Raw genomic sequence first — 24,281 nt, 5'->3', positions numbered from 1 at the left:
AAGCTTAGTGGTAAGCAGGGAGCACACAGAGCGACACTGCGGTAATTGCTTACCAGAGGTGCAACACTTCGAGTATTCTCATCGCATCTCATCCGCATTTTGGGAGGTGCGCTATGAAGATTGCTATAGTAATTGCCCGCATTTTGCTAGGATTCGTATTTTTTGCCTCGGGAATCGTCAGCATTCTGAAGCTCGGCAAGATGGGCGGAATGCCGGCGGACGCCACAAACTTCATGACCTTGATGGTGGAGCACAACTACACCGTGTTCATAGCCCTGCTCATGTTGATCGGCGGATTGCTGCTGCTGGTTGGCCGCTTCGTCCCGATCGGCCTCGTTCTCTTGGGCCCGATCCTGGTCAATATTTTGTTGTTCCACATCCTCTTTCGCGTCCCGGGTATTATCACGGGACTGATCTGCACAGCGCTTGAAGTTTTCCTGATCTGGGCATACAGGATCAGTTTCCGTGGGTTGTTTGCTGCGGCGCCGGTGCTCTCGTAGCGCCAGTCTGGGGGACCGCTTACGAGGGAGCGCAGTATGGTTGGCAGGGTTCATCGGATATCGAACTCTGTTCGTTGAAGAGGCCCAATGACAAAATCAAAGACAGTAATAATTGCCTTCTGGGTAGTAACCTCGCTGTTCTGCTTGGAGATGATCTTCACTGCGTATTGGGAGTGGTTCACTCCGCAGGCGGCGCAGGCATTTGCGCGTCTTGGCTTTCCAGCGGCGTCATTCCGTGTGGAACTTTCCGTGGCAAAGATGCTGGGCGTTTTCTCGCTGCTGATTCCAGCGATACCCACTCGCCTGAAAGAGTGGGCCTACGCTGGTTTTGCATTCAACCTTGTATCGGCTCTGATCGCACACGCCTCCATTCGTGACCAGCATGTGGCGTTTGCGCCCTCAGTGATCACTCTTTTGCTTGGGATAGGTTCGTATGGGCTGTGGAGACGCTCGGAACACCCGCAGCGCTCACCGGTGTCCGCACTGTGAAGTACTCGGAAACGCCCTTCTGACTATTAAGCTTCACGCCACGCCGTACTCCCGCAGAGTCGTTGTTTTCGGCAACCATAACGTTTCGGCCGTCCGAGCAGTCCGAAGTTGTCGATCACCCCGTTTTCGGTGCGTTACATCCACTGAGATCGAAACGTGCATTGGACTGTTCTCCTCAGTTGAGAATGCTGAACTCCGCCGAGTGAATTCATAGGCATCATCGTAGGCACTTGAGCCGTCATGAGGTCATACGGACGCCGGCTCGAATGCAAGTTCAGCGCTTATGGTGAGACAATCATGCGCATCCGCAGCTTAGCGACGCGCCAACCTGGTGCTCGGAGGAGAGCTTTGAACCGTCGAGAATTTGCAACCCGTTCGGTTGCCGCTGCAGCGGGTGCCGCGCTCTTCCCTCGTCCTGCGTACTCCGCTGGCCCCGGCTCCGCCATGCAGGTTCCTGGGGCACAATCCGAGTCTTTGACAAGCGCGGCACGGTTTCCCGACGGTTTTCTGTGGGGCACCGCTACGGCCTCGTACCAGAATGAAGGCGCATGGAAGGAAGACGGCAAGGGGGAGTCGATATGGGATCGATTCGTGCATACGCCGGGCAAAGTCAGAGGCGCCGTGACGGGCGATGTTGCCTGCGATCAGTACCATCTGTATGCCCAGGACATTGCGATGGCGAAGCGGCTCAACCAGAGGAGCCAGCGCTTTTCCATCTCATGGCCACGCATTCAGCCAACCGGCGTCGGTGCGCCGAATATGAAAGGGCTGGATCATTACAGCCGCTTCGTCGATACCTTGTTGGCATCGGGCATAAGGCCCTGGTGCACGATGTACCACTGGGATCTACCGCAGGCACTCGAAGATCGCGGCGGCTGGCCCAATCGCGATCTCGCCAACTACTTTGCGGACTACGCCGGCATTCTTGCCAAACATCTGGGCGACCGCATCACCGTCTGGGCACCGTTCAACATGCCCTGGGCTATTGCCTTTATGGGCTATGCTGCGGGCGCTGCTCCTCCGTGCCGCACCAGCTTCGGCGACTTTCTGAAAGCAGCGCACACGCTTGGCCTGGCTCAAGGGCAAGCACATCGCGCCGTCAAAGCAGCCTCTTCGAAGGCTACCGTGGGGAGTGCCTATGAGATGGCACCTGCCTATCCCAGGACCGACTCAGACGACGATCGCGCGGCTGCTGCTCGCTATCACGCCATGAATAACGTCTTCTTTCTTGAGGCTGCGATGAAGGGTCGCTATCCCAGGGCTTTTGTGGGAGAACCGCCGTTGGAGCAGATGGGCTTCAGGCCGGGAGACGAAAAGCTTCTCTATGCGCCGCTGGATTGGATCGGCTTTCATTACTACACCCGCCGCGTTGTGTCCGATGCGAGCAAAGAGCAGTTTCTCGGGGGCGGAATCTTCAGCGGCACGGAGATCGAAAGCAACTCGCCGGGAGGACGCGATCCGTACACGCGCTTTCGTGCCGCGATGCCTACGGAGGGACCGCTCACGGACGCTGGTCTGGAAGTCTGGCCGCGTGGCATCTATGACTTGGTTATGCAGATTTCAAAAGAGTACAACCATCCGATCATCGAAATCACGGAGAGCGGTTGTGGTTACCTCGATAGCCCGGATGAGCATGACCGAGTGCCAGATGCCCGTCGTATCCAGTGGTACCGCGACGTGCTGGCGGAGCTGTCCCGCGCCATTGCAGACGGAGCCAGGGTACGTGCCTACCATGCGTGGACTCTACTGGATAACTTTCAGTGGGCCGAGGGCTACACCGAGCGGTATGGCTTGATCTACACCGACTTCCGTAGCCAGAAACGGACGGTCAAGGACTCCGGTCTTTGGTATGGGCGAGTCGCTGCGTCCAATCGATTGAACGTCTGATCGTAGTTGCGTCGGCTTCGCACGTCCTGCAAAGAGGGCGATACCCACCACCCGGATGAATGTTCCGTCATTGGCAATCTTGACGTTCCAGCCATTTGATCAGAGCGAAGTTGCCGAAAACACCGTTTTACGTGAACGATGTGTGGGCTGCCGATAAGCGTGAACATAAGAATCAGCCCCAAAATATGACTTTGATTCCGCCTGCGATGAGTAGCACGCCAACGATCACGCATATCGTTCGCCCTTTCCGCTGCGAGATCTTCTGATCGAAGGACGATATAGCATCTGCATCACCGGCATAGAATTGACCGCCACGGACGGCGACCGCGAACGCTATGCAGCCGAAGAGAATGAGCGCGACTCCCATGGAAATCAGTCTAGCGTAGCTCACGGAAAGTCGGTGTTTTCGGCAAGAACAACAGTTTCAGCCGTCCAGTCGGGTCCAAGTTGGTCAAAACGCCGTTTCCGAGGATTGTAAGATGTCTGTATCTTCGGAGTCATGAAGATGACTAAATTTCGTTGGCCCTTCACCAAGCTTCTCGTTGGGCTGATTATTCTGGCGGGCACGACAGCGGTTGCACCATCGCTCATGGCTTCAGGACGCTCACCAAAAGACTATTGCGATGTGGTCCAGCATGTTAGAGCCAACGATCAAAAGGTGCTGCTTGTGCGGGGCATCTACAGGCGAGGTGGCGAGATCGAAAGCTTTTACGGTCAAGCCTGCCTCGACCGTTCTAAGGTTTCATGGGCAGACTTTTCTAAGGCGTTGCACGACAAGACCGCGCCAGCAGTGCTGAGTGAACTGGACACTCTCTTGGCTAGAGACGGCCGCGCCGGAGTCTTGGCACTGCTTGAGTTCGATGGCCCCAAGAAGGTAGTAGTTCCACCTGGTACCCAGCCGGGCTTAGCGAGCCTCATGAGAGGCACGAACTCTCGTTATGGACACATGAACGCATTCACGTATCGCGTACGCATCTTGAGGATCGACCACGTAGAAAGCTTGGACAGTTCGGTCCCCTGGCCACGCTGACGAGCAGTTCGTGAACATCACGCCCCAACTCCCGGAAAGTCGGTGTTTTCGGCAACTTCAATTTCGTTACTGACGAAACACCGTTTCAGGGACGAGCAGGCATTTGTACCTCTGTCTCCCTGACCAAAAAAGCTGATTTTCGCTGTCCTGTTTTGTGAACGTACTCCAGAGAATCGAAGTGACGTGTTTTGTCTGGGCATCGTCTGATCTAATGGCTCACCATGCGATTGAACCCAATGTGCCGATCGAGAACGAAACTCCAGATTCTTGCGCTCCTGCTCTTGTCATCTGCTTTACCGGCCAGAGCATGCTCCTTGGCTGCTTGCATCGACCACGGCATCGAGTTGAACCAGAGCTTTGAAGTTGTAGTTGCACATGACGGAAAAATCCTACAGGGCGTCACTGTCAAAGTGACGGACGCGGCTGCCAAGCTCCGGTTCTCAAGCATAACCCCTGCAACTGGTTCTCATTTGGTTGTGAGCCTACCACCGGGTGACTATTGGCTCAATGCCGATTTCCTCGGGATAGGGGCAGCTTATCAATGCTTCCACGTTGCAGCGCGGCCAACACGACACGCAAAACGGCGAATTCGTTATGAGTGGGGGGATCTTGCGCCCGCAACTCGCCACATCGCCGGCAAGCTAATCGACTTCCAGAGCGGTACCGGCGGAAGTCCGATTTGGAATGTCACACACAGGGTGAATGTTCCAATAACGGAAGCGAAACTGAAACTTGTAAACCCAATAACCCGACAAATCTACAGCACTGTGTCAGACGAGGACGGGGCTTTCGGGTTTGAAGAAGTGCCAGCCGGAACCTACGCGCTCCATATCGAAGGAGGTGGCAGTGGCAGAGGCTATGATGAATCAGACTTGCTGGTCCGACTCAGTCCGTCTGCAAACAGAGACTCGATTGACCTGATCCGAAGAGACGGTGGCGGCGGAAGCTGTGGAGGCACATCTCTTGAGCTGACAGATACATCACCAGCCGTAGATCGTTGAGGAGGATGCTGGTGGCGTTCAGTAGCAGAGGGGTTGGTGAGCTGAATTGCTATGGTCAAACCATTCCTGCAAAGTCACAGTTTTCGGCAACTTTAGGCGTTATTGCCGCAAACGCCGTTTTGCGAGAAGGAACGCTCGGCTAACTTGCTTGCTAGGTCAATCTGGGCCACTGTGTGAGCGACCTGAATGAGTTGAATCAACTCACAAACACAGATCCGAAAGCGATCAGTTTGCCTAGTGGAAGACAGATATACACACAGTAAAGCGGCCAGCGAGCAACGCCGGGCAAGTTCTGATATTTGTTTAGAGCACTCATCCAGCGATAATCACCCGTGGCAAGGCGAATCTTCCGGCTAGCCAAGACGCCGACCCCAAAAACGCTAAGACCCGCAATGCTGATCAGACCGCTGAGATTTGATATGGTCGCCACGTCAGCCATGCTTTCCCACCCGTAGACGACCCACAAGATCGTTGTTCCCCGAAAGTCGGTGTTTTCGGCAACTTAGATGTTTCCGGCCGTCCGAGCGGGCCGAAGTTGACCATAACCCTGGTTCAGGGAAGCAGTTCCTTGGCGCTTTTTCTGAGGCGAATTCCTGCCACGATAGAAGTCGAAAACAAGAGAGTTGCGATAGCCATTGCTAGGTAGAACCTCGTCTTGGACACCCAATGAATGTCCAGACCTAAGGCTCCCATTGCCAAGATGGTTACGACGAGAATTCCAACGAGCATGAGAACCGGCAAGTAGATAAGCATTGCACCTAGAACTTTCCGCCATCTTCTCATTTGGGTTGTTCTCGTCATAATCTTTTGGTTTCCTGCTATCTCGTAGATTCTAGCTGCCGCAAAGTCGGTGTTTTCGGCAACTACGGTTTGCTATTTCCCAAAAACCCGTTTTGCGTTACTAATGCAAGCGGAAAGACTGGTGAGGAATGAAATGGCTTCAGTGTTGCATATCGGTCTGCCGCTAGCTCCCCCATGGCTTACCGCGGAAGAGAGCCTGAAGATCGCGGCTCGATTGACGGACATCGCACAGCGGATGGAAACCGCAGGATATCGATACGCAGTGATGCATGCGTCGCCAGACATCGGATTGAACGAGTTTCGCGCACGACTACGGGAAGTGCCGTACGACGCAATCGTCATTGGAGGTGGCGTGGCCGCCGATCCGCAGCTGTCCGCATTCAAGCGGCAAGTCATGGATGTCGTAACGCAAGAAGCTCCAGACGCAAAAGTGCTGGAGTTTGATCATTCAATAGACATTCAAATCCTGGTAGACCGCGCGCTGAAACCCTTATAGCCCCCACTCAACAATCTTTGCCCCCGCAGCCCTCAGGGCAAAGCTTCAGCCTTGCCACAAGCCGCCCCGCCAAGGACAAAGCTTCAACCGTGCCAAAAGCTCCATCTCACAACCCGGTTTGAGACGCTAAGGTACGTCTCCAACTGGTCCCTCCACACCCCAAAAACCTGGCATCCTGAGCGAAGTCGAAGGATCTGCGGTTGCCCTTGCATCTGCCGTGCCCGTTGTTTGCGCCGCCCTTTCCGCTATTCTCAAAAAACCTGCACCTGCGTACCTGGCCCCACCCACAACACCCGTCATCTCGACCGAAGCAACGCGAAGTGGAGACCCCCGCATTGCGCCGTTGCTTTTGTTTGTTCTGTCCTCTCCACCCTGCCCGAAGCAAACCTGAGCCCACACCCCAATCCGTGTCATCCGCACTGATCCGTGTTAAGCCTCTCCTTGCATTTGCCGTTGTTTTCGCACATTGGCCTACGAGTTAGCCCATTTGTGATACGCTTAGGTTAGTAGGAAATATCACAAGCTCGGCTACCCAGCCGGGCTTGTTGCGTTTAACCCAGCACCCCAACCAGAGCACCCACGGGAGATCATCATGTCCGAATCGACGTCCGAAGCCAAAAAGCCGTACCAGTGCCGCCACATCTTCACCGACGGCCACCAGTGCGGCAGTCCTGCCCTCCGCACCCAGAAGCTCTGCTTCTACCACCACGCCAACCGCCAGCCAGCAGCCCACAAGACCGTCCACGGCATCACCTTCATCGCCCTGCCCGCACCCGACGACTTCCACGCCATCCAGCGCGGCCTGTCGGAGGTCCTCCGCCTCCTCGCCTCGAACGGCATCGACGACCGCCACGCCACCGCCCTCATCAAGGGACTCTCGGTTTGCAGCGCCAACCTCGCCCGCGCCGCCCGTCACGCCAAATCCATGCCCGCCGCCACCGAACTCGTCCAGGAATTCATCCAGGACCCCCTCCTCGGCGTCCTCGCCCCCGGTCCAGAACCTGAAGCCTCCATCGAAGACCCCATCCCCGACTACACCCCCGTACAGACTCCACGCCCCACCGTCGAATACACCACCACCCCGGAATCTATCGCCCTGGCCAACGCCCAATGGGACGCAGCCCAAAAGCAGCTCGCCGCCCACGCCGCAGCCCGCAAAGCCGCAGGCAAGTCCGAACAAGTCCAGACCTATCCCATCTCGAATCAAGACTTTGGACTTCAGAAAAAAATAAACCCGGCCAGCATCACAGTCCACGAAACGCCAAAAGAACTAGCCACCGCCTAGGCCAGCAAATGCGGGTACCCGCGGAAGCGGAGGCACCTGCAGTTCGAACTACGGCTACGGAACCACCATTACCTCAACTCCACTGGCCGCCCCGGCGTTCCGGTACACGCTCTCCGTTGCCTTCACAAACTGCTCCGGCTTCGCCAGCGGAATGTTCTCGACGAACGTCTGCGGGTTGCGATCGACCAGCGGGAACCACGAACTCTGCACCTGCACCATGATGCGATGGCCGGTGCGGAAGGTGTGATTGATGTCCGGCATGTCGGCGTTGACCTCGACCATCTTGCCCGGCACAAGCGGCGCAGGCTTCTCCCACGAATCGCGGAACTTCGCCCGCATCGGCTCCCCGCGCACAAGCTGCTGGTATCCACCGAGGATGATCGGCGGCGGTCCAAGGATGCGCTTGCCTGCAGCGTCGGCTGGTGGCTCCGGGTAGTCGTCCGGGTAGACGTCGATCAGCTTCACCACGAAGTCTGCATCGGTCCCCGTCGAAGCGATCTTCAGCTTCGGCTTCACCGGCCCCGAGAAGGTGACATCCTCGGTCAGCGGCTCGGTCTCATAGGTCAGCACATCCGGCCGACGCGATGCAAACCGCTGGTCGTCAGACATGTACCGCTGCGGCACCGTGTCCGTCGTGTACCCCACGAACGGCACTGGATGCGCCGGGTCACTCACATACTCATCCACACCAGCCTTCGCCGTGGGAGCCGTGAAGCTCAGCCCACCGTTCGCCTGAAAGTACAGCGTCTTCGCCGCAGCCGACTGCGGAGGCCACGCAGCATACTGCTTCCAGACATTTGTGCCGGTCTCGAATACATATGCCTTCGGCAGCGGAGCGCCGTTGCGGCCCTTGAGATAGAACTCGAAGAAGGGGTACTGAATGTGAGCGCGGAAGAAGACGCCGGTCTTCGAGTTGAAGGTCGCATCGCCCAGCCGATCACCATCGCCGTTCGACCAGCCGCCGTGTACCCACGGTCCCACGACGAGCGTGTTCACCGTACCGGGGCTTAGCTTGTCGATGGCGTGGAAGGTCTTGAAGGGTCCCGAGAGATCCTCCGCATCGAACCAGCCACCAACCGTCATCACCGCCGCATGCACGCCCGTCATGTGCCGCGACAGGTCACGCTTCTTCCAGTAGTCGTCATAGGTCGTGTGGATCAACTGATCGTGGAAGAGCCAGTTTTTGCCATCGAGATACGGCTTGCCCGTATCAAGATTCCCCGTGGGCCCAGCCGCCAGCAGGCTCCGATACGTATCAGGATCGCTCTCGCCAGCAGGCCGAGCCGGGGTGTTGTGCAGGTCGATCGGGTTCTTCTGCGGAAAGAAGAACTTGTAGAAGCCGTAGTTCGCACCGAGCATGAAGGCGCCACCGTGGTAGGCGTCGTCTCCAAAGAAGAGGTCCGTCATGGGAGCCTGCGGGCTGGCGGCTTTGATCGCTGGATGCGAATCGATAATGCTCGCCGACGTATAGAACCCCGGATAGCTGATCCCGGTGATGCCGACCTTGCCGTTGTTGTTGGCAACATGCTTCAGCAGGAACTCTACGGTGTCGTAGGTGTCGCTTGACTCGTCTACATCCTTCGATGACTTCTTGTCATCGATGTGCGGGCTCATCTCCTGAAAGACGCCCTCGCTGCCACTGCGTCCGCGTACGTCGGCGCAGACGAAGATGTAGCCGGATTCCAGCAGCTCCTGACTCACCCCCAATCGGGTCGGCATCTTGTCCTCTCCGTAGGGGGCGCAGCTGTAGGGCGTGCGTGTCATCAGGAACGGGTAGGGGCCCTCATCCTTGAAGGTCCCGGACTGCGGCACATAGACCGAGGTGAACAGCTTGACACCATCGCGCATCGGGATGCGGTACTCATACTTCGCATAGTGCGCACGAACAAACTCCTCCGTGTTGAATGGAGCAGAAGTCTGCGCAGGCAACACTCGCGCAGCAGAGAACAGCAGACACACAGCGGCCAAAGCAATCCTGATCTTCATGGAGTCTCTCAAAAGAAGAAGTATGTAGCTTGTAAGGAGTCTATTACTGAACCGGTCTCACAGTGCGAGGTTTCAGCGCGCCAGGTGCGACAGCGGCAGCCAATCCGCCGTTCCAACGCGGCCCACCGGATACTGCCCTACCCGGTTTGCCTTGTACCATGGCGACCGCTCGTAGAAGAACTCCAGCCGGGACGCAGGATTGGCCGCAAACACTGGATCGGTCGCAATTCGCTTCTCGAACTCTGCCTGTAACTGCGGGTCCTTCGCCATCATCTCCCGCGCAAGCCGTTCCACTACATACGCCTCACCATACTCCTTCTGCTCGAAGATCGAATCGAAGAAGCCCCATTGCATTGCCGAATCGGGAGCCGACGGCTCAAGCCACGCCACCGCTACCTTCGACAAGCGCTGATTCAGTCGCACCACTGCCGACCCCGCAGGATAGGTCCGCGTCTCCTTCACCAGAGCACACGTTCCAAACTTTCCGGGCCCTCGCCATGCCTCGCCGTTGAAGGTCGGATGACGACCCTCGAAGGGCGGGTCCTGCCACGTCATCCCGCTGCACTGGTAGCTCTCAAGCTCAGCGGTCCATGGCGCAGTCGTTCGCTCGATCGCTACCTGATGTGCCGTCAGCACGTCGATCACCTTCACCCACTGCGCTGGAATGATGTATGCCACAGGGAGTGTAGCTTCGGCGGTAATCTTGTAGCCCATCTGCAATGGCAGCGTCATGTCCACAGGCTCATGCGAGTAGTTCACCCGTATGCCGCCGGAGACCTCGCTCAAGCTGCGCTTGTACTTATATCCGTGGAATAGAAAGGGCGTCGTCTGCCCACTGCATCGCAGCTCCAATGGGTAGGCGCCCTTTAGTGCACCAAGCTGCGTCGCTTCAGTGTCCGCCGCTGCATTCAGCGCGATCAGCTTGTCCGCGTCCTTATTAACCAACTCCATCAGCCCCGCAAGAATCTCGTAGTTCCCTGTCACGCGGGTTCGGTAGTCCTTCAGCATGTGCAGCTCAACCAACATGCCAGGCCGGTTTTCGAGGATCATGTAGCCTGTCGAAAAGCGCGGCGGGTCCTCGTTACAGGCCAGCCCCTCGGCAGGATTGGTATCGTTCAGGAAGTTGATATAGGTCGGCGCAACAAGATGACCATGCGCGTTGACATACTGCTCAAGCGCGGGCGTCGCCACCTTATCTACCCATGCTGCTGTGGCCACTGGAACGTTCGGTCCGTCATCCATGTTGAACGTGACGTCATATTGGAAGTCCGCGCCGTCCGTTACGTGGTCGTCGACGAAGAAGTCCGGCAGCCAGTGGTGAAACATTGCGAGGAACGCCCGGGCCTCCGGTGTGTCCGCCTTGAGGTAGTCGCGGTTCAAGTTGAGGTTCGTCCCGTTGCCGCGCCAGCCCATCTCCTCCGGTCCTACCTGGTTGATGCGGTTATAGGCGCTCCGCCGCTCGTGTCCATCGGCGTTGTAGATCGGGATGAAGACGAACACCGCCCGGTCAAGCAATCCGGCCTTCGACTTCGTCACGACCATATCGCGAAGCAGCGCAAGGCAAGCATCCTTGCCGTCCATCTCGCCTGCGTGGATTGAATTCTGGACCAGCACGATCGGCCGCTTCGCCCGATGCAACGCGTCCGGGTCGAAGACACCGTCCTTCGACACAACCACCACGTCCAACTCGCGTCCTTCACCGGTCTTTCCGAAGCCCTCGATCTTCACCTGCTTTGGAGCGCCGGCAGCCACCTTCCGCAGATAGGCCATCGTCTCGTCGTAAGTAGGCGTGGTTCGGTAACAGGTAGCTTCTGCAGGCGTAGGGTTCGGCGGGACATCCGCGCAGGACACAGGCCGCGGAGTGCCAGCGAGCAGCGGATCGACCTGGGCCATCAACGGCGCTACACAACCGACGATCCCACCAAAAAGCGCAAGCTGAAGAAGACGCAAAGAGCTCATCCTCAAAACGTAACACCGGGCGAGGCGCAACGATGCCATAAAGCACACGCCCGGTCGAAACGTTCCCGTGTTCTTCGCGGCAGCTTCGCTCTAAGTCAGGTCATCCGTATCAAACGCAGGGATCTTCCGCCCCAGCGCCGAGACGTCGCGCGAGTCCCCGACCAGCCCACGCACGACCACGTTCATCTCGATGTCACGGTCCTCATCGGCTTCGGCCTCCAGCGTTCGCAGCGATACCGGCTCCGGCACCTCCAGGCTTTCCAGGAGCACCGTAGCATGGGCCACTGCAACGTGGTCCTGGTTCAAGCCTTCGGGCGTCTTTGCCTTGATGCCGACCTCGCCCGGTTTGACGCCCAGCAGCCGCGATACACTCTCGCGCAACTCATTCGCAATCGGCACAATCTTCGGTTTCGCCATTACCAGCACTGTATCGATGTTGACGATCTTGTACCCCGCCGTCGCCACCTCCTCCAGCGCCGTCTGCAGGAAAACGCTCGACGCTGCGCCCTTCCATCGCGGATCGCTTGGCGGAAAGAACGTGCCAATGTCTCCAGCCGAAACCGCCCCCAGCAGTGCATCCGTGATGGCATGGAGGAGCACATCGCCATCGGAGTGACCCGCCAGACCCTCGGGATGCTCAATCGGCAGACCGCCGATGATGAGCGGTACGCCGGTCTTGAAGGCGTGTGAGTCAAATCCGTATCCAATCCTCATACTCATGTGCGACTCCCTAACAAAGCGACCGCGGATATACGCGGAGAAACGCGGATTTTCTTCTTGGTATTTTCAAGTATGAACCGCTTGAACTGAGGCCTTGGTCCAAAATTCAGAAGTAGTCCTACTTCGTGATCAGTGGCGCGCAGGTAATGAACGATTTGACCTTCATGCTCTTTATCCAGTGTCGCAACAGCCTTCAACTCTAGAAGAACACAAGCGTTCACGATTAAGTCAGCTCGAAATATGCCTACTGACTCACCCCGGAAATAGACTGGCACAGATACCCCTGCAGCAACGCGCAGACCTGCCTGAACAAGCGCAATTCGCAAAGCCTGCTGGTATACGCTCTCCAGAAACCCCCCACCCAACTCGTTGTAAACATCGAAATATACAGCTAGTACACGATCCGTCACAATAGAATGCAAGCCAGAAAAAGCCGGCCGCGCTACAGCCATAAGCACTTCGTCTTGTCCTGGCTTCGGCTCTGCGCTTCGTGCTGGTCCCGCCTGTAATTCTTTATCCGCGTTCATCCGCGAAGGTCCGCGGTAGTCTTGCGCAGGTAGAACTCGGCCAGTTCTATGTCGCCTGGCTGGGTGATTTTGAAGTTGCGGGCTGAGCCGGCGACTACGGCTACCTGTACGCCGGCTCGCTCCAGCAGGCTGGCCTCATCGGTTCCCGGGAACTCGTCTGCGGCGGCTTCGGCGAACGCCTTCTGCATAAAGCCGAACCGGGCGCCCTGCGGCGTCTGCGCCTGGACCACGCGCTCGCGAGGGATCGTTGAGGTGATGATGGCGCCGTCTGCCGTCCGCTCGACCTGTTTGATCGTATCGACTGCCGGAAGTCCGACGATGGCCGCGCCATGCTTCACGATGGCATCGATGGTTCGATCGATCGTCGCTACATCGATCAGCGGCCGCACCGCATCGTGGACCAGCACGATGTCGTCGTCTGCACAGGCCAGAGCAGCAAGCGCGTTGCCGACTGAGTGCTGCCGATCCTCGCCGCCTTCGACTACGCTCACCTTTGCGCCCAGCCCGTACTCGGCTACCTGCGCCTCTACCCGCGACCGTTCCGCACCGCGCACCGCAACCAGGATCGCCTCGACCCGTGGCACCGCCAGAAACGTGCGGAGCGAGCGAATCAACACAGGGACGCCATCAATCGAGAGAAATTGCTTAGGAGCCGCACCGCTCGCGGCCATCCTCGTTCCAATACCTGCAGCCGGAAGTATCACAAAAACACGCATAGCCATCGGAGTATACAAGATGGCCGCCGGACCGATCCGAAGCACCTCTATCGGACGAACATCAACTTCTTCGGATACGTACGGTGCACGACTGACACGCCGCTCGTTTCAGAGCAGTATCGTCCCATGAATAGCCCTACAGCACCCCGTGTCGTCTCTGCGGAGAGGCTGAATGGCGGCGTCATGATCATCTTTGCCGATGGTAAGGGCGCAGTCTACTCAGCAACTCTGTTGTATGCGATGTTCGGCCAGGCCCTCGAAGTCGAAGCAGAGCCGGAGCAGGACTGATCCGACCCGCAGAGCCATCGGCCGGTTAATTGCCGATGGACCTGCACCTCCCCGGTGATAGCATCATCACCTGCCTATGACTGCCTGAAGACTGTCGCCCCGTCGTTGCGCCCTCTGCCTTTGAGCAGACGCACCTACCTGTGCCTCAAAAAAATCTTCAGGAGACCATCATGTCCTTCGCACCCCGCGACGAAATTCACACGCCTCGGCTCACCCTGATCGCCATCACGCCCGAGATGCTGCACGCCGAACAAGCCAATGACGGCAGCCTTGCTGCAATCCTTAATTGCACTCTCCCGCTGAACTGGCCACCAGTCGACTGGGAGCCACACGTCCTCGACATCCTGCTCGCTCAGTTTGAACGACACCCCCATCAATCCTCCTGGCACCGCTACATCACCCTTCCCGACGTCAACGGAACCAGCACCCTGATCGGTATGGTTGGGGCCTTCTGGCGAGACACCGCCCCTGCCGAGTGTGAGATCGGCTACACCATCCTGCCACCATGGGAGGGTCGGGGCTTCGCTACCGAAGCGGTGCGTGCTCTCATCGACGTCATCCGCAACGACCAGCAGATCCAACCACCGCTCACCTCCATCATGGCCCACACGCTCCCGCACCTGCTTGCCTCCATCCGCATCCTCGAAAAATGCGGCCTGACCTTTGAAGGCCCGGGCGAGGAGGCCAATACCATCCGCTACCGCCTCCACCTGAACAAATAGGAAACAGGCAGCCCGGTTCGGCGAAAGCTGAATGGGCTGCTACCAAACCGATTGGGGTCAGACCTTCCTGACGACGCCCAAGTTCCCCGTAAGATGAAGGCAGCATGACCCTTCCCCTCGACCGCGAACATCTCCGCCCCGGCGACCGTATCTGCACGGCCATCTCTGGCGGAGCCGATTCGACTGCACTTCTTCTTACGCTTCATCATCTGAAGGCTGACTTAGGCATCGGCCTCTCCGCTGCCCATGTCCACCATGGTCTACGGGGTGCCGACGCGGATGGCGACCTCGACTTCGTCCGCGATCTCTGCACTCGCCTCGACGTACCTCTTCATGTCCATCACGCCAGCGTCCCGGAGCGCGTCAAGCAGACCGGCGAGTCCATTGAAGAAGCCGCCCGCAATCTCCGCTACGCCTTCTTCGAGACCCTGCTCAGCGGCGGCGAACAGACTGTCCTCACCGCCCACACTCTCGACGACCAGGCCGAGACCGTCCTCCTGAAGCTAATTCGCGGAGCATGGACCGAAGGTCTCAGCGCCATTCATCCTGTAGTCGCGCTAAGAACAGGAAAGATCCTGCGCCCCTTCCTCACCGTTCGCCGTGCCGAGATCGAAGCTTTTCTCAATGAAGCCAACCAGGCCTGGCGTGAGGACGCCACGAACGCGGAGACCATTTATACCCGCAATCGCGTTCGCCACCAGCTGATGCCGCTTCTCCGCGAGCTCAATCCTGGCGTCGATCAGGCGCTGGCCCATGTAGCCGAACTTGCCTTGGACGATGAGGCGCACTGGCAGCGCAGCCTCGGCCAGCTTCTCCCCCAGATCGTGCTTCCGGGCAGGCCCGTCCGGGGCGGCGGGCGCGCCGTCAGCACGGCTGTCGGGCAGGCCGAGGTTGCCATAGAGCTTGAGCGGCTTCGTGCGCTCGACCCTGCTACTCGCCGCCGGGTCCTGCGTGCTGCCGTCCGCCAACTGGATACGAAACCGGGCACCCGGCTCTGCTTCGACGAGACTGCCCGGCTGATGGCGATGGTCGCCGTTCCGCCGGGTCCGGCTGCGCTCCACCTCCAAAGCGGCCTTCGGGCGCAGCGGTCCGCCCGGGAACTCCGCCTTTTCCGCCAGGAGGCACCGCCCAAGTGACTCATTTTGAGCCGGATTTCCTGCGTTGCGTCAAAGTTGCCGAAAACCCCATAGAATGGTGGGCTGAATCTTCGGGCGAGGCGTAGAATCTAAATAATTTAACAAGAGGAAGACCGCGACCGGAATCGAGCTTGTCTCTCTCGACCTTCATGGCTCCAACTCATGGGTAGCATCGTCTAAATAAGGTAAGCCGTGGTGCGTAGCCGCACCAATCCGGTTTGAGAAAGAAGTGGCGCTAGCGCCGGACCGGAGACAAGGGAGATGCAATTGAATTCGACCGTGAAACAAATATTGATCTGGGTCTTCATGATTACCTGCCTGGTCTGCCTCTGGCAGTTCGTTAAGGGCACATCATCAGGACCCGACAAGCAGATCAGCCTGTCGCAGCTACTTGACTCAGCCGATCAGGGCAAGATCGCCGACGTCACTGTGAACAGCGCTGAAGTGACCGGGCACTACACCGACAAGACCCTCTTCCATACGACCATTCCCGCCAACTATCCGGACATGTACAAGACCCTCCGCGATCACGGTGTGAACATCAACATCAAGGATCAGAACGGCAACGCCTGGCTCGGTATCCTCATCCAGTTCGCGCCGTTTGTCCTGCTGCTTGGCCTCTGGTTCTTCCTCCTTCGCCAGATGCAGTCCGGCGGCAACAAGGCGATGAGCTTTGGCAAGAGCAAGGCGCGCCTGCTCTCCATGCAGCAGAAGAAGATCACTTTTAAGGATGTTGCCGGCGTCGATGAGGCCAAGGAAGAGCTCAAGGAGATCATTGAGTTCCTCCGCGAGTCGCAGAAGTTCCAGAAGCTTGGCGGCCGTATTCCCAAGGGCGTCCTGCTCGTCGGACCTCCGGGAACCGGCAAAACGCTTCTTGCTCGCGCTGTTGCTGGTGAAGCAAACGTTCCGTTCTTCTCGATCTCCGGTTCGGACTTCGTTGAAATGTTTGTCGGCGTCGGTGCAAGCCGCGTTCGCGACCTCTTCGAGCAAGGTAAGAAGAACGCCCCCTGCATCATCTTCATCGACGAAATCGACGCAGTCGGCCGCCATCGCGGAGCCGGTCTCGGCGGTGGTCACGATGAGCGTGAGCAAACCCTGAACCAGCTTCTCGTCGAGATGGACGGTTTTGAGGCCAATGACGGCGTCATCCTGATCGCAGCCACCAACCGCCCCGACGTACTTGATCCCGCGCTTCTCCGTCCAGGTCGCTTCGATCGCCGTGTCATCGTTGATCGCCCCGATATCCGCGGCCGCGAAGAAGTTCTCAAGGTCCACTCGAAGAAGGTTCCGATGGCGGAAGACGTCAACCTGAACATTCTTGCGCGTGGTACACCGGGCTTCTCAGGAGCCGATCTGGCCAACATGGTCAACGAAGCCGCCCTCACCGCTGCCCGCTTCAATCGCAAGTCGGTTCACATGTATGACTTTGAAGTAGCCAAGGACAAGGTCATGATGGGTGCGGAGCGCAAGTCCATGCTCCTCACGGACGAAGAGAAGAAAGTAACCGCCTATCACGAGGCCGGTCATACCCTCGTCTCCGCGCTCCGCGAGCACTCGGACCCGCTTCATAAGGTTACGATCATCCCGCGTGGCATGGCTCTCGGTGTAACGGTCTACCTCCCCGAGGAAGACCAGCACACCGTCACCAAGGACTATCTCGAGACGCGCCTCGCCATGATGATGGGCGGTCGCTGCGCCGAGGAGATCTTCCTCAAGCAGATGACCACCGGTGCCGGCAACGACATCGAACGGGCAACTGAGCTCGCCCGCAAGATGGTCTGCGAGTACGGCATGAGCGGCATGGGACCCATGACTTACGGCAAGAAGGAACAGGAAGTGTTCCTCGGCCGCGAGATCGGCCAGTCCCGCGACTTCTCCGACGACACCGCCCGCCAGATCGACGCCGAGGTTCGCAGCTTCGTGAACGCCGGCTACAAGTCGGCCTACACGATCCTCGAAGCTAACCAGGACATTATGCACCGCATGGCGAACGCCCTGCTGGAGCGTGAGACGCTGGACGCCGCGGATATCAAGCTGATCATCGAAGGCAAGGACCTTCCCGCTGCCCGCTCGCCCCTTTCTGGTGTCGACTCTGACTCCAACGGCGGCGAGACGCAGAAGATCCTCAAGCCAGAGTCCGGACGCAAGCCCGGCTTCGGCGAAGGCCAGCCTTCACCTGCATAACCCGATGTCAACCAAATAGAAAAGGCGGCCTTCGGGTCGCCTTTTTTCTTTGCTCAAATTCTCCCCGCTTATCGTTATGTGATTCCACACGTAGCCTGCGTCTATCCACACACCTCGAAATGCGACAATGAGAGAGCGGATGCGACTCCTTTCCCTCACCCTCCTCCTCGCGCTTACAGGCTGCGGTTATCACCAGGCTGGCTCCGCCACGCATCTGCCCGTGAACGTGCGTACCCTCGCCGTCCCGATCTTCACCACGCGCGTTCAGGCCTACCACACCGAGATGGTCTATACGCAAGCCGTCATTCGCGAACTCAACATCCGCACAAAGTACACCATCACCAACACCGATAAGGATGACGATGCGGTCCTCACTGGCACCATCCTCAGCCAGTCCATCGCGCCGCTCACCTACGATTCCTCGACCAGCCAGACCTCGAGCTATCTCGTGACCATCACCGCAAAGGTCATCCTTACCGCCCGTGACGGCCATATCCTCTACCAGAACGATGCACTCGCCTACCGCGAGCAGTACCAGTCGACGCAGGATCTCAGCGGCTTCATCCAGGAAGACTCTCCCGCGATCCGGCGGGTCGCCACCGACTTCGCCAAGGCCGTAGTCGCCGATATGCTGGAGTCCTTTTAGATGGCCTCCTTGAAGTCTTTCGCCGGTACCGACCGCTTCCTTGCCGAGATCGCCGGCCCTACGCCTCGTCCCGGCTACGTGCTTGCGGGCGACGAGATTTTTCTTTATGAGCGATGCCGCAAGGGTGTCCTCGCGGCCTTGGTGCCCCCCGACCTCCGCGACTTCTGCCTCAACGATGTCGACCTCGCTGACACCTCCATCTTCGACATCCTCGACCGCGCCCAGACACCCTCCCTCATGGCTCCGTTCCAGGTCTTCTTCATCCGCGGCCTGAAGAATTTGTACGGCCGGGGTAGCAAGAAAGAGGAGTTCGCGGCGATCGATACGTACTTCCGCTCGCCTAACCCGCAATCCCTGCTCCTCTTCGTGGCCGACCACCTCCGCATCCCTACCGACCTCCGCCGCATGGATTTGCAGGACAAGGACCGCTTTGAGCGCATCCGCGAAACCCTTGGCGACCACTGCGGCATTATTGAGCTGGCCCGGGTCGACGAGGCCGATGCCGTCCGCTGGGCGACTGAAGCCGCCACCGCTCGCTCCGTTGTTTTCGAGCCCGACGCGGCACGCGAACTCGCCGACGCTCTCGGGGCGGACATGATGCTGATCTCGAGCGAACTCGAAAAACTTCTGCTCTACGTGACCGCCCCTATTCCCCAGAACGCGGACACCGCTCCACTCGCAAAGAACCGCATCACCCTGGGCGATGTGGAGACCATGGTGCTCGCCGCGAAACAGCGGAGCCTTTACGAGCTGACCGACGCGATTTCGGCGCATGACCGCCCGCGTGCCCTGCTCCTGCTCCACGGCCTGCTCAATGCCTCCGACGGTGGTGAGGACGCCGCAATCGGTCATCTTTACATGCTCGCCCGCACCTTTCGCCAGATGCTCATCATCTCTGAGAAAAACGTCCGGGACTCGAGAGCCATCTGGCAGGTTCTCTGGCAGGGCTTCCGCATGCCGCCTTTTGCTGCCGATGAGCTGATCAAGCAGGCCCGCCGCTACAAGTCGCGCCGCCAGCTTACCCGCGCCATCCGCCTCGTAGCCCGCGCGGATCTTGAACTTCGCAGCTCTCCCGCCAACAAACTTCTTGTCCTCGAACGCCTCATCCTCGATCTTGCCGCCGAGCCCCGCCCCGAACATGCCGCGCCGACCAGCCAGTTCGCCATGGAGCTTTAGTCTCCCAGCAGCCTCCCGTCAGTGGAATGTTTGCGCCCCGATAGAAGCAGCTTGCAATTCATATAGGACCAAAGTAGTCTGAGTTCAAGCCGACCAGCTCTCGCAGGTAGTCTTTGGCCGAAGCGCCTGCATGAGAGCTGTGATTGGCCGGTCGATGCGTTCTTTCCGGAGCTCGCAGACGACCACAAACAGACGAGGTGTGTCTTGAGTGAACGAACCAAATGGAAGATGCAGCGGGCGCTCGGCATGGAGCTACCTGGATTGGGCAAGCCCGGCGCCCTGGAAAAGCGGAACTACCCACCCGGTCAGCACGGTCAGGGAACGAAAAAGAAGCTGACCCAATACGGAACGCAGCTGCGAGAGAAACAGAAGCTTCTCTTTCACTACGGTCTCCGCGAAGAGCAGCTTCGTCGTTTCGTGCGCAACGCCCGCAGCATGAACGCCTCTAATTGGATTGAGAGCCTGATTGGCCTCCTGGAACTTCGGTTGGATAACATCGTCTTCAGGCTCGGCTTTGCCCGCAGCATCGCCTCCGCTCGCCAGTTGGTCAATCACGGGCATGTCATGGTGAATGGAAGAATTCTTACCATTGGGAGCGCCGTTCTCCGCTCCGGTAGCTTCGTCCGCCTGACGGAGTACGCTGCGGGAGCGATGACCGAAGCCTCCAGAATGGCTCCGCGCCTGCCGCTGCCCTCGTACCTGCAGTTCGCAATGGAAGGCTCAAACGACCACGGAGTCATCCGGATGCAGCCCGGTCCTGAGCACGTTCCCTTCGAGTTCAACCCGCGCCAGGTAGCGGAGTACTACGCAAAGAGGGGTGTTTAGGTGGCCGATACGACAACAGTCCTAGCAATCCATGAGGGTCTTGGCAGCATCACGATGTGTGGTTGCGGCGTGGTGACGCTGCACCTCGGTGGGGTTAGCCTGCGGATGGAGGTCTCCGGCTTCTCGCAGCTTGAAACGATGATGCGGGAGGCCTCGCAAGAGCTGCACACCCGTGCCTTGAACCTCGCAAGCGCGCGGCTGCAAGAGGCCGCCCCGACCCTCCACTAACGCCCAGATGTGCGGGATGCCCCATGCCGATCCTCGGACATGTGGCATCCCGCCACCCGCAGATCTCGCACCTCAGCCTCGCCGTAAAATCCGATGCATCTATATAGAGACGGAGGACGCCGAGTTGCCCGACCAGACACCAACCCCGCAGTCTCTCTCAAAGCCTCACAACCAGATCACACTTTACCTGCTCACCACGGCGGCGCTCATTCTCTGTGCCCTCATCCTTCGGCCGCTCTTCTCTGCAATCGCCGGAGCTGTCGTGCTCGCCGTCATCACGCAGCACCCCTACGATTGGCTCGGCACCAAGGTAAAGAATCGCAACCTCTGCGCCGCTATCGCGCTGTTCGCGGTCATCCTGGCCATCATTATTCCGTGCTTCTTTCTCGCGCAGGAGATCGTACAGCAAGCTATCGCGGCGGTAAGCGTCATGCGCCATGAGGCCAGCCATCGGGAGTTTGCCGCGCTGCTCGCTCGTCACCCTACGCTCACCGCCCGCATCCAGACCGTCACGGATTCCTTCGACGTCGATGAGACCATCAAGGCCTCGGCCACCTTCCTGGGACGCCGCCTCTTCTGGCTCCTTGGTCACTCGATCCTGATCATCACGCAGATCGTGTTCATGCTGTTTATCCTGTTTTTCCTCTTTCGCGACCGCAGTGTCTTCCTCAATTTTCTTTGCAAGACGCTGCCCTTCCGTGAAGACGAGACCAGCGTCCTTCTCGCCCGCGTTGACGACACGATTAAGGCGACCGCCCTTGGCCGCGCCGGCATCGCCGCGCTCCAAGGTATTCTTGCCGGTCTCGCCTACTGGTTATTTGGGGTTCCCGGCGTGATCCTGTGGTCGTTTACTACCTGTGCCTTCGCCATGATCCCCGGGGTCGGCGCGATTTTGGTCTGGGGACCCATCGCTGTCTACCTCGGTCTCAGCGGCCATTGGGGCAAAGCCGCGCTGCTCGCGGTGTGGGGAGGCGTGATCGTCAGCACGATCGACAACATTCTCTACCCGATGTTCGTCGGGTCGCGCCTCCGTACCCACCCGGTTGCGATCCTGCTCGCTATCATCGGCGGCGTTGCGCTCTTCGGCATCCCGGGCATTATTCTCGGGCCTGTGATCTTCACCACTGCCGGCGCCCTGCTCGACATGTATCAGGCACGCAACAGCCCTCAGCTTTAGCCCAGCCAGAACGGTTCGGGCGCAGGTACAAACTTTACGGGCACCTCCGTGACAAAGGTTTTCAACCAGGAGGTGGCGAACTCCATGCCGGCTTGCTCTGAAAGCACATGGCCTACGACCACGAGCGCCTTTGCCTGTCCAGCCGTAATTGCATCCTGGGCGTACTCCACCAACTCCCACTCGCGGGTCTCGCCGCAGATCAACACCTCAACCTGCGGGTCGGCGAGAAGCGCGATGCCACCCTCCCGACCGCAATAGCCCCAGCTCGTCGCCACACGGTGAACGGGCAACTCTCGATTTCCTACCACCCGGATCGTCTTCGCCCCGAGTTTCGTTGCAATGCCCTGCACCAGCGTCTGGAGCCTCATACCGTCGAAGTGCAGCCGCTTCAGATCGCCGCCCGTATCCACGTTGGCCTGCCAGCCAAGCTGCTCGACCATACCCTTTGCTACGCCATCGGGATGCATCGCGTGCAGGTGATCGTGAAAGTGGAGGATCGCCATCTCGTGATCCGCAAGGAATTTCTGTTTCGCCAACAGCACGCCGTTGTCCTTGATATCGTCCGTCTTGTCCTGATGGAGATAGAACGGGGTCTCATGCGTGATGATGAAGTTACAACCGAGCGCCTGCGCCCGCTTGCACACCTCGAACGTCGCCATCATCGTCGTCGCAATGCCCGTCACCACGATCCCCGGATCGCCAGCCAGCAGATTGTCGACTGTCTGCGCACGCCATGGCACGCCTACGTGCTCCTTGATGCGGTCGATCACGACTCCCACCGTTACCGGCGCGGCAACGACGCTACCCAGCAACTCCGGGACCAGCATCCAACCCGTTCCGACTGCACCCGCAGCGAGAAACATTCGACGAGACACACTCATGGTCAAATCCCTCGCCACCAGACTACGCAAGGCGCTGCAGATTGTCCTGGCCACTGCTTGTCCAGGCACGGCAGGAGAAGGGGTTGGCCCTGCTACCATGGGAGTTGACCGACTCCCATGACGCAAAGCATCCCAGAAAACCAGCCTCCCATTCGTGTCCGCATCGCCCCTTCGCCTACCGGAGACCCGCACGTCGGCACCGCCTACATCGGCCTGATCAACTTTTTATATGCCCGCCAGCGCGGCGGTAAGTTCGTCCTTCGCATTGAGGACACGGACCGCGCCCGCTTCGTCGCCACCTCCGAGCAGATGATCTTCGATGCACTTCGCTGGCTCGGGATCACCTGGGACGAAGGCCCCGACGTCGGCGGCCCATTCGGACCATATCGCCAATCCGAGCGCAGCGACATCTACCGCGAGCACGTAGAAATACTTCTCGCAAACGGCACCGCCTACCGTGCGTTTGAAACACCCGAAGAGCTTGAGGCGCTGAGGCAGCGCCAAACCGCTGCCAAGCTTCCGCCTCGTTACGATGGTGGCCACCGCGAGCTATCGCAGGAGCAGATCGACGCCTACTTGGCGGAGGGCCGCGCGTATGTGATTCGCATAAAGGTCCCCGAAGGTTCGACAACCTTCCGCGATGAGCTGCGCGGCACTATCACCTTCGAGCATTCGAACGTCGACGATCAGGTCCTTATGAAGTCCGACGGCTTTCCGACCTACCATCTTGCGAACGTCGTCGACGATCACCTGATGCGCATCACCGACGTCATCCGCGCCGAGGAATGGATCTCCTCCACGCCGAAACACGTCCTCCTCTACCAGGCCTTTGGTTGGGAGCAGCCGCGCTTCTGGCACATGCCGCTCCTGCGCAATCTGGATAAGAGCAAGATCTCCAAGCGGAAGAATCCTGTCTCGCTTGTCTACTATCGTCAGGCTGGATTTCTGCCCGAGGCCATGGTTAATTTTCTTGGCCTGATGGGTGGCGGGATGCCGACACCAACGCCGGTCGAGGTCGTCAACGGAGCGAAGGAGACGGAGATCTTCTCGCTTGACGAGATGATTGAGCGCTTTGAGGTTCCGAAGATTCGCCTTGGCGGCCCCGTCTTCGATCTCACCAAGCTCAAGTGGCTCAACGGAGAGTACCTGCGCGCCCTGCCGCCAGATGCGTTCTACGAGGCCGTCCGCGCCCTGGTCTTCAGCGACGACTACCTCCGCCAGATCTCTGCGATTATGCAGACCCGCATCGAGACGCTTGGCCAGTTCGGCGACATCACCAACTTCTTTTTCGCTGACAACATCATGCCGCCGCAGGATGTCTTTCTCCCGAAGAAGCGCACCCTCGAAGAGACACTTGTCTTCGCCGCCGAACAACTCCTGACCCTCGAAGCGACCGACTGGACGACGGAAGCAATCGAGCCCGCGCTGAAAGCGTTAGGCGAAACGAACTCCTGGTCTGTCAAGGAGAACTTCATGCTTCTCCGCGCCATCCTCACGGGAAGCACGATGTCGCCGCCGCTGCTCGAATCGCTGGTCATCTTCGGCAAGGCTCGCAGCATCGACCGGCTCCGTCGTTTTCTCGACACCCAGAAGAAGCTGGCCACAAATCCCCGCAAGTAGC

At 58.8% G+C, this 24,281-nt stretch carries 23 protein-coding genes; 17 read left to right on the top strand and 6 right to left on the bottom strand.

Annotation, left to right across the window (positions count from 1 at the left end; translation table 11 throughout):
* The first annotated feature begins 113 nt into the window (after positions 1-113).
* The 7 genes from OHL20_RS12145 to OHL20_RS12115 all read left to right on the top strand — a co-directional run bounded on the left by OHL20_RS12145 (position 114) and on the right by OHL20_RS12115 (position 7,489).
* Positions 114-500, top strand: coding sequence for a DoxX family protein (locus OHL20_RS12145; RefSeq protein WP_263383441.1), 387 nt, complete (start codon positions 114-116; stop codon positions 498-500).
* A gap of 87 nt (positions 501-587) precedes the next feature.
* The gene (locus OHL20_RS12140; protein WP_263383440.1) at positions 588-989 is read left to right on the top strand and encodes a DoxX family protein; all 402 of its coding nucleotides are present in this window, start codon (positions 588-590) and stop codon (positions 987-989) included.
* A gap of 348 nt (positions 990-1,337) precedes the next feature.
* Complete coding sequence (locus OHL20_RS12135) at positions 1,338-2,876, top strand: glycoside hydrolase family 1 protein (protein WP_263383439.1); 1,539 nt, start codon at positions 1,338-1,340, stop codon at positions 2,874-2,876.
* A gap of 505 nt (positions 2,877-3,381) precedes the next feature.
* Positions 3,382-3,906 (top strand): hypothetical protein, encoded by a 525-nt coding sequence (locus OHL20_RS12130; RefSeq protein WP_263383438.1) that lies wholly within the window; start codon positions 3,382-3,384, stop codon positions 3,904-3,906.
* A 314-nt stretch (positions 3,907-4,220) separates the two neighbouring features.
* Positions 4,221-4,907 carry a carboxypeptidase-like regulatory domain-containing protein gene (locus OHL20_RS12125; RefSeq protein WP_263383437.1) on the top strand — a complete coding sequence of 229 codons (687 nt, stop codon included), beginning with the start codon at positions 4,221-4,223 and terminating at the stop codon, positions 4,905-4,907.
* 934 nt (positions 4,908-5,841) lie between these two features.
* Entirely contained in the window at positions 5,842-6,204 is a 363-nt protein-coding gene (locus tag OHL20_RS12120; RefSeq protein ID WP_263383436.1) for a hypothetical protein, read from the top strand.
* Between the two features lie 592 nt (positions 6,205-6,796).
* Positions 6,797-7,489, top strand: coding sequence for a hypothetical protein (locus OHL20_RS12115; RefSeq protein ID WP_263383435.1), 693 nt, complete (start codon positions 6,797-6,799; stop codon positions 7,487-7,489).
* Between the two features lie 54 nt (positions 7,490-7,543).
* On the opposite strand, the gene OHL20_RS12110 is transcribed toward OHL20_RS12115, so the two are convergent.
* From OHL20_RS12110 to ispD, 5 genes are all read right to left on the bottom strand, one after another.
* The gene (locus OHL20_RS12110; RefSeq protein ID WP_263383434.1) at positions 7,544-9,475 is read right to left on the bottom strand and encodes a CocE/NonD family hydrolase; all 1,932 of its coding nucleotides are present in this window, start codon (positions 9,473-9,475) and stop codon (positions 7,544-7,546) included.
* Between the two features lie 72 nt (positions 9,476-9,547).
* A complete protein-coding gene (locus OHL20_RS12105) occupies positions 9,548-11,425 on the bottom strand; it encodes a M14 family metallopeptidase (protein WP_263383433.1) in 1,878 nt (625 codons plus the stop codon).
* A 99-nt stretch (positions 11,426-11,524) separates the two neighbouring features.
* The gene (ispF, locus tag OHL20_RS12100; protein WP_263383432.1) at positions 11,525-12,154 is read right to left on the bottom strand and encodes a 2-C-methyl-D-erythritol 2,4-cyclodiphosphate synthase; all 630 of its coding nucleotides are present in this window, start codon (positions 12,152-12,154) and stop codon (positions 11,525-11,527) included.
* Positions 12,151-12,681 carry a GxxExxY protein gene (locus tag OHL20_RS12095; RefSeq protein WP_263383431.1) on the bottom strand — a complete coding sequence of 177 codons (531 nt, stop codon included), beginning with the start codon at positions 12,679-12,681 and terminating at the stop codon, positions 12,151-12,153. Before OHL20_RS12095 ends, ispF begins: the two co-directional genes overlap by 4 nt.
* On the bottom strand, positions 12,678-13,397 hold the full coding sequence (gene ispD, locus OHL20_RS12090) for a 2-C-methyl-D-erythritol 4-phosphate cytidylyltransferase (protein WP_263385004.1): 720 nt from the start codon (positions 13,395-13,397) through the stop codon (positions 12,678-12,680). The genes OHL20_RS12095 and ispD overlap by 4 nt, the downstream gene beginning before the upstream one ends.
* A gap of 126 nt (positions 13,398-13,523) precedes the next feature.
* Between ispD and OHL20_RS12085 the strand changes: the two genes are divergently transcribed.
* From OHL20_RS12085 to OHL20_RS12045, 9 genes are all read left to right on the top strand, one after another.
* On the top strand, positions 13,524-13,685 hold the full coding sequence (locus tag OHL20_RS12085) for a hypothetical protein (protein WP_263383430.1): 162 nt from the start codon (positions 13,524-13,526) through the stop codon (positions 13,683-13,685).
* 170 nt (positions 13,686-13,855) lie between these two features.
* Positions 13,856-14,407: a GNAT family N-acetyltransferase gene (locus tag OHL20_RS12080; protein WP_263383429.1), complete on the top strand. Its 552-nt coding sequence runs from the start codon at positions 13,856-13,858 to the stop codon at positions 14,405-14,407.
* A gap of 104 nt (positions 14,408-14,511) precedes the next feature.
* Positions 14,512-15,543 (top strand): tRNA lysidine(34) synthetase TilS, encoded by a 1,032-nt coding sequence (gene tilS / locus OHL20_RS12075; RefSeq protein ID WP_263383428.1) that lies wholly within the window; start codon positions 14,512-14,514, stop codon positions 15,541-15,543.
* A gap of 267 nt (positions 15,544-15,810) precedes the next feature.
* A complete protein-coding gene (gene ftsH, locus OHL20_RS12070; RefSeq protein WP_263385003.1) occupies positions 15,811-17,727 on the top strand; it encodes an ATP-dependent zinc metalloprotease FtsH in 1,917 nt (638 codons plus the stop codon).
* Between the two features lie 139 nt (positions 17,728-17,866).
* A complete protein-coding gene (gene lptE / locus OHL20_RS12065; protein WP_263383427.1) occupies positions 17,867-18,373 on the top strand; it encodes an LPS assembly lipoprotein LptE in 507 nt (168 codons plus the stop codon).
* Positions 18,374-19,549: a DNA polymerase III subunit delta gene (gene holA, locus OHL20_RS12060; protein ID WP_263383426.1), complete on the top strand. Its 1,176-nt coding sequence runs from the start codon at positions 18,374-18,376 to the stop codon at positions 19,547-19,549.
* A gap of 204 nt (positions 19,550-19,753) precedes the next feature.
* Positions 19,754-20,374 (top strand): 30S ribosomal protein S4, encoded by a 621-nt coding sequence (gene rpsD / locus OHL20_RS12055; RefSeq protein ID WP_263383425.1) that lies wholly within the window; start codon positions 19,754-19,756, stop codon positions 20,372-20,374.
* Entirely contained in the window at positions 20,375-20,602 is a 228-nt protein-coding gene (locus OHL20_RS12050) for a hypothetical protein (RefSeq protein ID WP_263383424.1), read from the top strand.
* 124 nt (positions 20,603-20,726) lie between these two features.
* Positions 20,727-21,779: an AI-2E family transporter gene (locus OHL20_RS12045; protein ID WP_263383423.1), complete on the top strand. Its 1,053-nt coding sequence runs from the start codon at positions 20,727-20,729 to the stop codon at positions 21,777-21,779.
* Here OHL20_RS12045 and OHL20_RS12040 read toward each other — a convergent pair.
* Entirely contained in the window at positions 21,776-22,660 is an 885-nt protein-coding gene (locus tag OHL20_RS12040) for a Nif3-like dinuclear metal center hexameric protein (RefSeq protein ID WP_263383422.1), read from the bottom strand. The genes OHL20_RS12045 and OHL20_RS12040 overlap by 4 nt on opposite strands.
* A gap of 117 nt (positions 22,661-22,777) precedes the next feature.
* Between OHL20_RS12040 and gltX the strand changes: the two genes are divergently transcribed.
* Positions 22,778-24,280, top strand: coding sequence for a glutamate--tRNA ligase (gene gltX / locus OHL20_RS12035; protein WP_263383421.1), 1,503 nt, complete (start codon positions 22,778-22,780; stop codon positions 24,278-24,280).
* The last annotated feature ends 1 nt before the right edge of the window (position 24,281 follow it).

The sequence above is a fragment of the Granulicella arctica genome, assembly GCF_025685605.1.
Lineage (GTDB): Bacteria > Acidobacteriota > Terriglobia > Terriglobales > Acidobacteriaceae > Edaphobacter > Edaphobacter arcticus.
This window is presented reverse-complemented; position numbering and strand designations above follow the sequence as displayed.